Genomic DNA, 12051 nt, shown 5'->3' with positions numbered 1-12051 from the left:
AGGATCCAGCTCCGGCCCCACCTGATCGACGGCTGCCTCACCGCCACCGGTCTGACCCTCGTACCACCGACCCCACCCTGAAAACCTCAGTAGGAAGCTCAATAGTTTCGCCTACCAAAGCGTAGTTCGCACTGAAGAGATGTGCATCGTCTTGGGGGGACGCGATCACGCGAGTCGTGCGCATCAGCCAACTTGCCACCAATGCAGGAATGGTGCGCGACCTCCCTTAGAGGAGTGACTCGGGCGATCGGCGGCGCGCGACTTAGCGCGCTAAGCGTGAGGTGCAGAGGCCCGAAGGGGCGATCCTCCATTTGTAGTGCGGCACAGGGGCGAGAGCAGAGAGGGTGTCGCGCGCACTGTTGGGCGCGTGCTCGCTAGAGCCAAGGCGCGCGCCTGGATAGATGTGCGGATCGGTGTACCTCAACCGTCAGAGCGGGGAACGCGGCAACAGTCTCAGGCGCGCATGCCCAGTCACGCCGCCGGTGATGCGTTCCGCCGCGCGCTTGAGCAGCGCATCGCACGCGCTGCCGCACATTCAGCCATGCATGTTGACGTCTATGTTCCGTTGCAATATACCGCACAAGGTGCCGTACGTAGAGCGTTGCAAGTCTGTGTACAGCTAGGCATGCGCTGGCCGTTGCGAGACCTAGTGCATGCCCACGTGCATGTCCCAATGCTCCTCGACGTTCAGAGCGCCGTGCATGTTCTCGTTCAATACCCAATTCGATTGGGCATGCAGGATACGTTGCAGATGCCGTTGCGTCTCCCCGCACATAGAATGTGCGTTTGTGAAAGTGCAGGTCAGGTACCTGGCGGAGAGTGTGTCCCTCACACAAGCCAGGGGGCGACAAGTGACCCCCAAGTCGCTAAGCGGTCTTGCGTAAGTCCGGTGCGGGATGGGCATACCGGCTGGTGGGAGGGGGTCTCGCCATGCCGATACTGCTGACACTCGAGCCTACGCCGGATCAGAAGAGTGATGTCGAGGGGCTGCTGCGGCAACGGGAATCGTCGCGGCATCCCCGGATGCGAGTGGAGTGTGTGCGGCTGTCTGGGCAAGGCCGGACGGTGTCCGAGATCGCCGGGATCCTGGAGATCCACCCCGTCACGGTTCGTCGAGCCCTGCACCGCTTCACCGCCGGTGGGCTGGCGGCGCTGGCGGACGCACCGCGTTGCGGGCGTCCGCCGAAGGTCACCCGGGCGGACCTGGACGCGATGGAGGAGATGCTCGACACGGCTGCCGAGGACGGCGGCCCGTCCTGGACCCTGCCCCGGCTCGCGGCCTGGCTGGAGCGCGAGCGCGGGGTCGAGATTCACTCCGCACGACTGTCTGCGCTGCTCAGACGGGATGGCTTCCGCTACAAACGGACCCGTACCACCGTGCGACACAAGGCCGACGAAGCCCTCCAGCGGATCACGAAGGATCAGCTGGAGGGCCTGCGGCTGTACGGCTGAGGGCCGAGGCCGGCGAGCTGGACCTCTACTACCTGGACGAGGCGGGATTCGCCTCGACCCTGCCCACCGGATACACCTGGGCCCGCCGCGGAACCCGCGCTGTGGTCTACCAGGAAGGCACGTCCGGACGTCGGGTCAATGCGCTCGGCGCCTTACGCACCGATGGCGGCCAGCCCCGGCTGGTCTTCCGCACCACTACCGGCAAAGTCACCTCCGACCTGCTGCTGGACTTCATATACACGCAGGTCGCGGGCCTGGCTGGTCCTCCCAGCAGCCTGGCCATCGCGTCCAGAAGCCCACGGCACCGACCGTGCACGACCTGCAGCAGCACCAGTCCGGTCCCGGTCCCGGGCGCCACCTGTTACCCGGGACACGGTCATGCTGACCAGCACAGAGCCACCGATAAGGAGGGGGGGGAGAGGAAGATGAGAACAGCCAGCACCCCCCACCATGGGGCCGGTGACCATCCGGCCAGGTAGACGCTGACCGTGATCGTCGTGGTAACGCAGGCAAGCGCGTCTGTACCGGAGCCTGCGTCCGGCACAAGCGACGGCGCGCACAGCAACGCCAGGGCGAGGCCAGCTGCCGCGGCAAGGACCGGGGCCGCCCACCCGGGCAGGCCAGTGAAGAGAGCCAGTTGTGTCCACAGTCCGGCCGTGCCGGCCTGTGCGGATGCGGTGACGCTCTGGCCATTCCCAGGATGATGCGGATCCGCACTCGGAGCGGACGGGCGAACTGGCTGCTCTGGGGGAAGGAGGCGGGTTGGGGAGCCGCGCTGCTCGGCTGACGTCGTGCCGTCATGGCCTGTGCGTCCCACGCCGCGGCAGGCCGGACCTTGAGGGCGCCAAGGCGTCGCTCCACCTGCTCGGCATCCGGCCGGGCGGCTGGGCCGGAGCTCAGCAGCTCCAGCACCAGGTCCTCCAGATCGACGGGGACCTCGGGCCGTAGACGGCGCACGGGCCGTGGCGTATTACCTTCCCTCCAGGGTGTTCCGCGGCCGAACGGCGGCTGGCCGGTCAGCAGTTCATACAGCACGCAGCCCAGGCTGTAGAGGTGGGCGCGCGGGAACTGCGTCATCTTCTCCGTGCCGGCCAGAACCTTCGCGATCTGCGAGATCGCGAAGGTTCTGAGGAGGCCAAGGTTCAGTCCCAGCCGGACATCTTCAGGGAAGAGGGTGATGGCGAGGTGCTGAAAGGGGGCATGGGGGCTCTCATGGGGGTCGCGCGCACCGGCAGCGGGGAGCAAGATCGCGTACCTGGCTTCCTTCAGGACCTTTCTCGGCCAAGGGGCTGTGGAGGAACATGCCGACAGCCATGAGATGTGAGCGTTCCGCGTGGGTGGCACGTCGGTACCAGGGATAACTTGGCAGGGAACTCGTCCCAGTGTCCAGGTGTCCACATCAACGGGGGAACTTCAACGGCGACATCGGATCACCACGTTCGCCCGGCTCGACCAGACTCAGCAGGGCACCCCGCAGTTCAGGGTCGAGGTCCGCGACGCGTTTGCGTCCGCCGCCCGACTGCCGCACCCGTCTGGTCACAAACTGGCCTGCCTCCAGGTCGGCCATGCCCTTGCGAACGGTTGTCCCGCTCACCCCGGCCGCTCGAGCCACGGCCCGACTGCCGCCATGTCCTAGCCCTTGTGCCTCCGAGGCCATCAGCCGCCGCCGCTGTCGTTCGTCCAGGTGTTGGAACAACACCGCGAACTTCACGGCAAGTTGATCACGAGTCTCGTCCGGGATGCGTATACGACACCAACGAGCCCCAACTCTGAAAGCAACACCTTGATGATCGGCAGGCCCTTAACTAACCGAGAGCGGCCTCCATCTCGCGAGGCAGAATCGCCTTGCCACAGGAGCCCCCGATATCAGTAGCATAGCTCCTGGTGGTCAGTGCGCCTTGGTGTATGCTTCGCGGATTTCAGCAGGAACCCGGCCGCGATCGTTGACGCTATATCCGTTCTCCTTGGCCCACGAACGAATTTCCGCCGTGACGTTACCGTCGCCTGCGGCACTCTTCCGGGACTGCGCCTTACGCCGCCCGACCTTTCGGCCGCCCTTGATGAACACATTAAGGGCTTCTGCCAGCCTATCATAGCTCTCGGGGGAAAGGTCGATCTCATACTCTACACCATTGAGTGAAAATGAATGCGTGGTTGCCTCGCTGCTCTCTTCGCCGGTGAGGTCATCAGTGTAGATAGTTACATATTTCTGGGCCATGAACGGATAATACACTACAATCTCGTGCTGTCCACACCTCCCGGTGAATCACCTTTTCCGAATGGCTCCCGCAATGACTCCTTTGAGTCTGAGGCTTGGCCTCTAACGCTGATGGTACGCATCACTGTGATGCCGGTTCCTGATCAGGGCGAAGGCGGAGATTCTCGCGAACCTGGGATCGGCTGAGCAGCAGGCTTATCTGGATGAACCGGAGCCCTGCTCTGCGGTAAACTTTGGCGGCCGCTGGACAGGGAATCCTGGGTCCCTCTTCGCAGCCTCGGAGCAGTAAACCGTAAGACATCATTTCATTTGGTGAGTCTGTGCGACGATTCGTCGGCTAGTGGGAAGCGATGAATGGGTGAAGGTCGATGGAGTACGTCAATCTCGATGCGCAGGTCGGCGACTTGTCAGGGGTCTGGACCCGGCTCGCTACCTGATCTCCGGTGATCTGCCGCTAGTGCTTGCTTCCTCAAGTGGTGGGTATTAAACCCTTGTTGGGGTGGTGGCAGGGGGTGGGTTGTGCCGACGTTGCTGTGTGCCCGGGATGCTTGGGGGCCGGAGGAGGAGAGGGCGGTTACCAGGCTGGCGAGTGCCCGCAAGGCGCCGGCCGATCTCGTGATGAGGGCGCGGATCATCGCTCTGAGCTGGGAAGGCATGCGAGTCGCGGCGATCGCGACGGAGTTGGGTTGTCACGCGAAGACAGTGCGGTGGTGGCTGCATCGGTTCAACGAGTCCGGGTTGGAGGGGCTGGAGGACCGGCTGATCAGCGGCCGGCCCCGGCGGATCACCGAAGCCGAGCGGTCGAGAATCGTCGCCCTGGTCAGACGAGCCCCTCCGGGCCGTCTGACCAGGGGTGAAGACGGTGAACTGGCCGCAGACGACGAGGCGGGCACGCCTGAGTGGACGCTGGAGTCCCTGGCTGAGGCCGCCCGGAAGGCCGGGATCTCGGTGGGCCGGTCCCAGGTCCGCCGGATTCTGCTGGCCGAGGGTGTCCGCTGGCGCCGCACCCGTTCCTGGGTGCGATCGAAGGACCGTGACTTCGAGGGAAAAGGACGCGGATCATCGGCCTCTACACCGACCCGCCCGACGGCGCGACGGTCGTCTGTGCCGACGAGCTCGGGCCGGTGATCCCGCGTACATTCCCTCCGGCACCGGGCTGGTCACCTGACGGCCGCCGCATCAAAGCGGAGCTCGACTACAGTCGCGGGCCGGAGAAGACCTGGGTCTACGGCGGCCTGCGCGTGAGGGACGGACAACAAGTCACCATGACCGCGACCTCCCGCAACAGCGTCTTCTACCAGCAATTCCTACAGAAACTGGAGGAAGCGAACCCGGCCGGGGACATCTACGTGATCACCGACAACCTGTCCTCACACAACAGTCTCTCCACCCGAACCTGGCTCGAGGACCGCCCCCGGATCAAACACGTCTTCATTCCGGTCGGCGCGTGCTGGCTCAATCTCCAGGAAGCCTGATGGCGGATCTTCCGCAAGGCCGCCCTGGCCGGCCAGAGCTTCGCCGACCCCGCGGAGATCACCCAGGCCACCGCCCTCGCCACCGCCCAGCTCAACCAGCGGGCACGGCCATGGATCTGGGGCAGACCCGCCCCACCCACCCGACACCTACGCCGCCACTACATCTACTACCTTTGAGGAACACAGCACTACTGATCTTTTCGTTAGTTCTGTGGATGTGGTGGAGTCGTTGGTGGAATCCTGATGCGGTGTCTTTCAAGCCTTCGCTCGTTGTTCCTCCTTTGACGCGTCCGCAGTTGGCCGAGGCCCGGCGTGTGCGGGCGGCTGAGTTGTTCGATCAGGGACGTTCGGGTGCCGAGATCGCGCGGATGCTGGGGGTCAGTGACGAGAGTGTGCGGCGGTGGAAACGGGTCTGGGAGAAGGACGGCGCCAACGCCTTGCGCCGGCGCCCTGCCACCGGGCGTCCACCCAAGCTGGATGATGCACAGGTCGAGCGGGTACGGGCCGCGTTGGAGCAGGGCGCCCAGGAGCATGGCTTCGAGGCCGATCTGTGGACCCTGGAACGAGTCGGTGCGGTCGTCACGCGGGTGACAGGGGTGACGCTGTCGAAAGCCTCGGTGTGGCGGCTGCTGACCGGCCGACTCGGATGGAGTCTGCAGCGGCCCGAACGGCGGGCGGTCGAGCGTGACGAGTCCGAGATCGCCCGCTGGATCGCCCACGAATGGCCACGCATCAAAAAGGGGCCGTGAACACACGTGCCTGGATCGTGTTCCTCGACGAATCAGGCGTCTCTTTGCTGCCGCAGGTCCGCCGCACCTACGCGCCCCGCGGCCGCACCCCGCTCCTGCGGCACCGGCTGAACTGGAAACGGGCCTCGATGGCCGGGGCCCTGGGCTACCACTCCACCGACCCCGATCGCGGGGCCCGTCTGTGCTTCCACCTCAAACCCGGCAGCTACGACACCACCGGACTCATCGAGGTCCTGGAACAGATGAAGGCGTTCTACCGCGGCGAGCGGGTGGTCCTGGTCTGGGACGGACTGTCCGCCCACTGGAGCCGGGCGATGCGGGCCTGGGTCGCCGAGCAGGACTGGCTCACCCTGGAGCGATTACCCGCCTACGCACCCGAGCTCAACCCGGTGGAACTGCTGTGGTCCTCGCTCAAGAAGCGTGAACTTGCCAACCTCGCCGGCGACCACCTTGCCGATGTCGCCGACGCCACCGAACAAGGCATCCGCCGGATCAACGACAACCCCCGACTGCCCTGGTCCTTCCTTGCCCACACCGGCCTCACCATCCACCCACCAACCCCACAGAACTAACGAAAAGATCAGTAGGTTCTGTCGTCAAATGTCACGCCCACATCAGGAGTGAGGCGAGGGTGACGGCTGCTTCATAGGACTGGGCGGTCTTGTCGTACCTGGTGGCGATCCCGCGCCACTGCTTCAGCCGGTTGAAGCAGCGTTCGACGACGTTGCGGTGCTTGTATGCCTCGCGGTCGAAGGCGGGCGGGCGGCCTCCGCGGCTGCCCCGCCGGGCCCGGTTGCGGACCTGGTCGGCCCGCTCGGGAATCGTGTGGGCTATGCCCCGCCGGCGGAGCCAGGTGCGGATCGCCTTCGAGCTGTAGCCCTTGTCACCCAAGACGTGATCGGGCCGGATCCGGGGTCGTCCAGGTCCGATCCGGGGCACCCGGATCGCTAAATGCCGTGGCGCGGGCATCTGGCACCGGCAGCCGCGCGTGGGGGCGTGTCCATCTGGCGTTCTTCGCACCTCTTGAGGAATCCGCCGTGACCAGGCGGTGCCTGTGCCTTGACGAAGTGGCGGCCGCGGTGTGGGGTGCGGGCCTACGGATCCGGCCGGCGATCTCAGAGGGCGCCTCGGGAACGCCCACGCTGCCGCCAGCCGGAAATCCCACCCGCGATAGGGGCGCGGAGCTTGCTATCGGGAGGTCATGCCTTGCCCGCCCATGTCCTGCCCGGATTCCTTCCCGCTCTGCTCCCTCAGCCGGCGGGCCTGATCGGTCAGGCGCTCGCGCTCATCCGGGTCGCTGGTGCGCTCTGCCAAGTCCTTCATCTCCTCGGCCTTGGCACGCATCTGCTCGGCTTTGCCGCCGGGCTCACCGGTCATGCTCACGATTGACTCCAGGTGCGATAGGAAGAGCGGACGAAGCAGTCGAAACATCCCCAGTGGGCTGCCGCATCCTGGACACCTCCCCCGGTGTGACGGCTTCTCCCGCAGGAACACGGGGGTCTCGCGGCCCGGCGTGGCGGCGCGGGACGGGCGGCGTGATGGTGGAGGAATGGCAGCACTGATCATGGTGGGAGCGCCGTCCCAGAACGGTGGCTGGCGGGTGAGTGTGATGCGCCAGGGATACGAGGACTGGCTGGGGACGGCGTTCAACGAACAGGACGTGACCGTCTTCCTGGAAGTGGCCGGACTGAGCGATCCGGAGGAGGTCCTGGACGACCCGCGCTGGGTCCGGTGGAGCGGTGGCCGGGCCTGGTATCCGTCACCGCACCGGGGTTGACACAAGGAGGCAGGGACTCTGGTCGAGGCGTTGGCCAGAGCCCCCGCACGAGGGCCGCGTCTTCGCGGTGACAGAGATGCACTTCCCGCGTCCGGCATCCTCAACGAGCCACCCGCCCCGGCGTCACGCACGGCCGGATCACCAGACCCCCGGCCGTACGGTCAGGTCCGCCCCGCAACCGCTGAAGACTCGTTCGGACCAGTCGGCACAGATATATACATGGAAACGGAGCATCGCTCTGAACTGCGCTTTTACCGCGCTCGCTGCGTCCGGCAAGCAATAGGTGGCAGGCGGCCGCCCACAGTGACGCTGAGGCTGACATCAGACCGAGCGGCGGCCGTCACGGCCAGCGCCGGTGCGGCACGTGCCGGTCTGCTCCAAGCGGTGCACCTTCGCGAAAGGGAGAATTATGCGTGGGACATCACGGGCCTGGGCCGGCCTGGCCGGGGCTGCCCTCCTCCTGTGCGGGGCGCCGTCCACGGCGCGGGCGGACGGCGCCCCAGCGGCACAGACGGGGCCGTCGAACGTGAGGGTCAGCCCCTCCCAGGTGCATCAGGGCGCGCTGCTGACCATCACCGCGTCCGGCTGCGCCAGCGGTGGTACGGATACGGTCACCTCGGCCGCGTTTCCGGCGGTGACCCTGCCGGCCGGGACTACGACCACCGCCACGGTCACCGCCCGGGTGTACAACACCGCCACCCTGGGCGCGCACACCCTGACCGTGCAGTGCCGCGGCGCCAGCACGAACGCCTCCTTCACCGTCCTGACCGGCACCCCGGCCCAAGGCGGCCTGGGCGGCACCCAGACCCCCAGCACGACGGAGATGGCCCTCGGCGGAACCATGACCGCGCTGGCCGCCGGTATTGGAGCCTTCCTCCTCAGCCGCCGTCGCACCCACCACAGCCGCGCCTGACTCGAGCCGGCCAGGCTGCTCCCGCGCAAGCCGCGCCACCGACGTGCAGTCCCGGACCGAGAGACGAGGCCCGGCCCGGGACTGCACCACACTGCCAAAGGACGCCACCGGCGGCGCAAACCCCCTGCAAGGGGTATGACGCCGCAGAACGGTCTTACGTAGATTGTGCTGATCAGCATGCAGGCGGCAGCCGAAGCGGCCACGTTACAGGCCCAGTGGCTACGCCAAACAGGCGCCTGGATACCGATCGGCGCGGACGCCGCCACGGCTGAAAAGATCCTCACCCAGCTGGAATGGGCTGAATGACAAGGACGGGCAACGGGCCGCCCTGCCGCTCACCGACCGGTCAAGGCCGCCTGCGTGCAGCCCTGGCCGCCCTCGCGATGGCCACCGCCACCACCCATACTCCGATGCGCGGGCTCCTCAACCAGTGCACCACCGCGCTTGCCCCCATCCTGCGGGTGGCGCCGAGCGTGTCTGAAAGATCGTGTAAGTCCGTGATGTGGAAGCCTGGTCTGGGGCTCGGCCTCGGGGCCCTTGGGCCGGTCGGATCGGACGAGTCATGGCAGACGAAGAAGAAGTGGCCAGGTCCGTGGCCGGCGCCGAAGTGGTGGATGAGGTCGTCGAGCGGTTGCTCGACAAAGCTGACGTCTCAGGGGCGGCCCTGCTCGGTGAGGGCGGGCTGCTGACGGAGATCACCAAGGCCGTTCTGGAACGGGCTCTGGAAGCTGAGATGAGTGAACACCTCGGCTACGAACGCGGAGATCTCACAGGTCACGGGTCGGGGAACTCCCGCAACGGGACCTCGCGCGAAACGGTCCTGACCGATGCCGGCGTGGTCACTCTGGCGGTGCCGCGGGACCGCAGCTGGTGAGTTCGAACCGCGGCTGGTGCCGAAGAACGCCCGCCGCCTTGCGGGGTTCAACGACCGGATCCTCTCGCTCTACGCGCGCGGGATGAGCGTGCGGGACATCCGCTCCCACCTGGCCCAGATCTACGGAGTCGACGTCAGCCCGGACTTGATCAGCAAGGTCACCGACGCTGTGATCGACGAGCTCGTGGCCTGGCAGAACCGGCCCCTTGACGCGGTCTGACCGATCATCTACATCGACGCCCTGTGGGTGAAGATCCGCTCGGGCTCGGTGACTTCGAAGCCCGTCTATCTGGCTGTCGGGGTCGACATGGTCGGCGCCGAGGGCGAGGGTGCCACCACCTGGATGGCGGTCCTGTCCGAGTTGCGGAGCCGGGACATCGAGGACGTCTGCATCGTCGCCTGCGACGGCCTGAAGGGCCTGCCCGACGCTGTCACCGCGACCTGGCCCAAGGCCACCGTCCAGACCTGCGTGATCCACCTGACCAAAGCCTCGCTCAGAGTGTCCTCAGTACGGGACCACCCGAAGCTGGTGCCAGCCCTGAAGGCCATCTATACGGCCCCCACCGAGCCGACCGCCGAACAGGCCCTCGACCTGATCGCGGCCTCTGACCTGGGCGAACGCTACCCGGCAATCGTCCGGACCTGGCGGTCGGCCTGGCCGGAGTTCACGCCCTACCTGGCGTTCCCCCCGGCCATAAGGACGGTCGTCTACTCCACGAGCATGGTCGAATCAATGAGCTCTTTCAGAGTGGCCACCGATCGGGTGACGGCTACGTCTGCAGGTGGGAAATCCCAGCCGCAGGTCGGAAACCGGTCAACCCCAGAAGAGCGTTCGCCCTGCGGAGTGACTACTGAAAGAGCTCAATGAACGCCCGCCTGCGCAAGGCCACCCGCAACCGCGGCCACTTCCCCTCGGAACAGGCCGCGTTAAAGGTCCTCTACCTCGCGGTCCGCGAGCAGATCACCCCAAAGCGCGCGACGTGAACCACGTCGCCGCACACTGGAAAGAGGTGCTGAACCAGTTCTCACTCTTTTCGAGGACCGGCTCAGCATCCAATGACACCAGGCGACTTACACAAAATCGCTGACACGCCCGCCGGCCTCGCCTCCTTGGCGGTCGCTACACGCACAGGGCCCAGATCGCCGTACAGCGTCTCGAGGACGGCGATCCGGACAGCGCGTGGCCTGGAGGAAACTGGACCGAACACTTCAGTGCTGGGCCGTGCTGGTGAGGCGGTGGGTTTCGTCGTGGAGTTCGGTGATCCGGTGTTCCAGCGCTGCCTGGTAACGGCGGCCGTGGTGGGCGCAGAAGAGGAGTTCGCGGTTGTGGCTGAAGCGGGCGCGGATGTATGCCTGGGCTCCGCAGCGGTCGCAGCGGTCCTGGGCGGTCAGAGAGGGGCTCATGATGTCTCTCCGTCGGGGAGTGGGGGATGTGCTGGAGCAGGGTGACGAAGGCGTAGCCGGTGTTGTCGGGAAGGCGCTGCACGCGAAGGGTGACCGCGGTGTGGAGATCGCGGTCGCTGATGCAGGAAGGGGCGGGAGCGGGCGAGTCCTAGGAAGAGAGGTCCGCTGCCATACCGGACAGCACTGGCAAGGAGCTCTGCGACCACTTGCTCCGCTGTGCGGATGACTGTCTCAGCGATGGTCCACAGTTCCAGCCGGCAGCGAAGAGCCGTCTGGGCGGCCGGGCCGGATTGGGCGGCTGCCGGGTCAGGCAGATGCCAGACAAAAGCAGGACCGTGAACCCCGCACACCGGAGGCAGGGGCCAGACCAGATCTTCCGCATGCCATGACGGGGACATATTTGTCGACCTCCTCCCGCAGCGGGAACAACGCTCCCTACCACCAAACGCTCGCTCCGCTCCCAGCACGCGGGTAATAGCTACCTACTTCGCTTACGAGTTGGTGCGTGATAGCGGGTGAGTCGTGGTTGCCCTGCTTGTGGCGTTGGTCAGGTGGTGGTGTTGCGGTCGGAGACCAGGGTGGCGATGGCTCGGTAGGTATCGGGGAGGCGGTCGCGGCGGTGGGTCCAGCGCTGGAGCTGCTTCCAGCGTTTGTGGTCGGCAAGGGCATGTTCGACGGTGATCCGTTGCGAGGAGTGATCGTGTCGCTGGCGTTCTCGGTGTTCGACGAAGGGCGCTATTGCTCCTGGCCGTAGTTTGCGTGGTGGGGTGAGGGCCTTGCCCCGATGGTCTCGGCCGAGGCCGAGGTAGCCGTCATCGAGGAGGATTTGGACCAGCTCGAAATGGTCAAAGCATCTGCCGATGCCGGCCGTGCGGGCGGCGGTGACATCGTGCATGCGCCCTGGCCGTAGGGCGTCGGTCCACAAGGTTCGGCCCTGTTCGTCAGCGATGACGGTGGCTTTCATCGTGTTCTGCTTCTTCTTGCCCGATACGAACGCCCTGCGTCCGCCCTGGCCCGCGGGGGGCCGGCGGACCTGGACCTCGGTGGCATCCAGCCGCAGTCGGACATCCTCGGCCTGGGCGTAGGCGAACACGTCCTCCAGCGTTCGCAGCCGCACGCAGGGCCGGTCCGGGACCGCGAACCCCCGCCCCGCCAGCAGCCGACGCACCTCACCGACCGCCCGGGTCAC

15 protein-coding genes and 4 pseudogenes are annotated in these 12051 nt (G+C 66.2%); 13 read left to right on the top strand and 6 right to left on the bottom strand.

The window, feature by feature from the left end; translation table 11 throughout:
- Window positions 1–930 precede the first annotated feature (930 nt).
- The 3 genes from ACFVZH_RS39110 to ACFVZH_RS39100 all read left to right on the top strand — a co-directional run bounded on the left by ACFVZH_RS39110 (window position 931) and on the right by ACFVZH_RS39100 (window position 2400).
- A complete protein-coding gene (locus tag ACFVZH_RS39110; RefSeq protein WP_384905244.1) occupies window positions 931–1452 on the top strand; it encodes a helix-turn-helix domain-containing protein in 522 nt (173 codons plus the stop codon).
- Window positions 1449–1931 carry a transposase gene (locus ACFVZH_RS39105; RefSeq protein WP_384905247.1) on the top strand — a complete coding sequence of 161 codons (483 nt, stop codon included), beginning with the start codon at window positions 1449–1451 and terminating at the stop codon, window positions 1929–1931. Before ACFVZH_RS39110 ends, ACFVZH_RS39105 begins: the two co-directional genes overlap by 4 nt.
- A 283-nt stretch (window positions 1932–2214) precedes the next feature.
- Window positions 2215–2400, top strand: a complete 186-nt coding sequence (locus ACFVZH_RS39100; protein WP_384905242.1) for a hypothetical protein — start codon at window positions 2215–2217, stop codon at window positions 2398–2400.
- Window positions 2401–2860: 460 nt separating this feature from the next.
- Here ACFVZH_RS39100 and ACFVZH_RS39095 read toward each other — a convergent pair.
- Both ACFVZH_RS39095 and ACFVZH_RS39090 read right to left on the bottom strand, forming a co-directional pair.
- A pseudogene (locus ACFVZH_RS39095) lies at window positions 2861–3109 on the bottom strand (ISAzo13 family transposase); the annotation flags it as partial.
- A 231-nt stretch (window positions 3110–3340) separates the two neighbouring features.
- Window positions 3341–3670: an Lsr2 family protein gene (locus ACFVZH_RS39090; protein WP_384905240.1), complete on the bottom strand. Its 330-nt coding sequence runs from the start codon at window positions 3668–3670 to the stop codon at window positions 3341–3343.
- 519 nt (window positions 3671–4189) lie between these two features.
- Here ACFVZH_RS39090 and ACFVZH_RS39085 point away from each other — a divergent pair.
- The 4 genes from ACFVZH_RS39085 (at window position 4190) to ACFVZH_RS39070 (ending at window position 6466) form a co-directional block, all read left to right on the top strand.
- Window positions 4190–4798 (top strand): helix-turn-helix domain-containing protein, encoded by a 609-nt coding sequence (locus tag ACFVZH_RS39085; RefSeq protein ID WP_384905238.1) that lies wholly within the window; start codon window positions 4190–4192, stop codon window positions 4796–4798.
- Complete coding sequence (locus tag ACFVZH_RS39080; protein WP_384905236.1) at window positions 4795–5145, top strand: transposase; 351 nt, start codon at window positions 4795–4797, stop codon at window positions 5143–5145. The genes ACFVZH_RS39085 and ACFVZH_RS39080 overlap by 4 nt, the downstream gene beginning before the upstream one ends.
- Before the next feature lie 248 nt (window positions 5146–5393).
- Window positions 5394–5894 (top strand): IS630 family transposase, encoded by a 501-nt coding sequence (locus ACFVZH_RS39075; RefSeq protein WP_384905234.1) that lies wholly within the window; start codon window positions 5394–5396, stop codon window positions 5892–5894.
- The gene (locus ACFVZH_RS39070; RefSeq protein ID WP_384905232.1) at window positions 5891–6466 is read left to right on the top strand and encodes an IS630 family transposase; all 576 of its coding nucleotides are present in this window, start codon (window positions 5891–5893) and stop codon (window positions 6464–6466) included. Before ACFVZH_RS39075 ends, ACFVZH_RS39070 begins: the two co-directional genes overlap by 4 nt.
- Before the next feature lie 31 nt (window positions 6467–6497).
- On the opposite strand, the pseudogene ACFVZH_RS39065 reads toward ACFVZH_RS39070, so the two are convergent.
- Together ACFVZH_RS39065 and ACFVZH_RS39060 are read right to left on the bottom strand one after the other, a co-directional pair.
- Window positions 6498–6839: pseudogene (locus ACFVZH_RS39065) on the bottom strand (transposase); the annotation flags it as partial.
- Window positions 6840–7082: 243 nt separating this feature from the next.
- On the bottom strand, window positions 7083–7271 hold the full coding sequence (locus tag ACFVZH_RS39060) for a DUF6381 family protein (RefSeq protein WP_384905245.1): 189 nt from the start codon (window positions 7269–7271) through the stop codon (window positions 7083–7085).
- A gap of 172 nt (window positions 7272–7443) precedes the next feature.
- Between ACFVZH_RS39060 and ACFVZH_RS39055 the strand changes: the two genes are divergently transcribed.
- From ACFVZH_RS39055 to ACFVZH_RS39030, 6 genes and pseudogenes are all read left to right on the top strand, one after another.
- Entirely contained in the window at window positions 7444–7671 is a 228-nt protein-coding gene (locus tag ACFVZH_RS39055) for a hypothetical protein (RefSeq protein WP_384905230.1), read from the top strand.
- Between the two features lie 526 nt (window positions 7672–8197).
- Window positions 8198–8584 (top strand): hypothetical protein, encoded by a 387-nt coding sequence (locus ACFVZH_RS39050; protein WP_384905228.1) that lies wholly within the window; start codon window positions 8198–8200, stop codon window positions 8582–8584.
- A gap of 165 nt (window positions 8585–8749) precedes the next feature.
- Complete coding sequence (locus ACFVZH_RS39045; protein WP_384905226.1) at window positions 8750–8890, top strand: hypothetical protein; 141 nt, start codon at window positions 8750–8752, stop codon at window positions 8888–8890.
- A 256-nt stretch (window positions 8891–9146) separates the two neighbouring features.
- Window positions 9147–9458, top strand: coding sequence for a transposase (locus ACFVZH_RS39040; protein ID WP_384905224.1), 312 nt, complete (start codon window positions 9147–9149; stop codon window positions 9456–9458).
- Window positions 9412–10326 (top strand): annotated as a pseudogene (locus tag ACFVZH_RS39035) (IS256 family transposase). Before ACFVZH_RS39040 ends, ACFVZH_RS39035 begins: the two are co-directional and overlap by 47 nt.
- Window positions 10320–10412, top strand: a pseudogene (locus tag ACFVZH_RS39030) (transposase); the annotation flags it as partial. The pseudogenes ACFVZH_RS39035 and ACFVZH_RS39030, both read left to right, overlap by 7 nt.
- Before the next feature lie 255 nt (window positions 10413–10667).
- Here ACFVZH_RS39030 and ACFVZH_RS39025 read toward each other — a convergent pair.
- Together ACFVZH_RS39025 and ACFVZH_RS39020 are read right to left on the bottom strand one after the other, a co-directional pair.
- On the bottom strand, window positions 10668–10862 hold the full coding sequence (locus ACFVZH_RS39025; RefSeq protein ID WP_384905222.1) for a hypothetical protein: 195 nt from the start codon (window positions 10860–10862) through the stop codon (window positions 10668–10670).
- A 547-nt stretch (window positions 10863–11409) separates the two neighbouring features.
- Window positions 11410–12051 (bottom strand): transposase family protein (locus ACFVZH_RS39020; protein ID WP_384905220.1); only part of this gene is annotated, 642 nt, incomplete at its 5' end.

It is taken from the genome of Streptomyces sp. NPDC059534 (assembly GCF_042743475.1).
In the GTDB taxonomy this organism is placed as follows: Bacteria; Actinomycetota; Actinomycetes; order Streptomycetales; family Streptomycetaceae; genus Streptomyces.
This window is presented reverse-complemented; position numbering and strand designations above follow the sequence as displayed.

Coding starts and splice junctions, on each gene's coding strand:
- ACFVZH_RS39040 (WP_384905224.1), top strand. CDS start 9,147: ATGGCAGACGAAGAAGAAGTGGCCAGGTCCGTGGCCGGCGCCGAAGTG.
- ACFVZH_RS39090 (WP_384905240.1), bottom strand. CDS start 3,670: ATGGCCCAGAAATATGTAACTATCTACACTGATGACCTCACCGGCGAA.
- ACFVZH_RS39110 (WP_384905244.1), top strand. CDS start 931: ATGCCGATACTGCTGACACTCGAGCCTACGCCGGATCAGAAGAGTGAT.
- ACFVZH_RS39025 (WP_384905222.1), bottom strand. CDS start 10,862: ATGAGCCCCTCTCTGACCGCCCAGGACCGCTGCGACCGCTGCGGAGCC.
- ACFVZH_RS39060 (WP_384905245.1), bottom strand. CDS start 7,271: ATGACCGGTGAGCCCGGCGGCAAAGCCGAGCAGATGCGTGCCAAGGCC.
- ACFVZH_RS39055 (WP_384905230.1), top strand. CDS start 7,444: ATGGCAGCACTGATCATGGTGGGAGCGCCGTCCCAGAACGGTGGCTGG.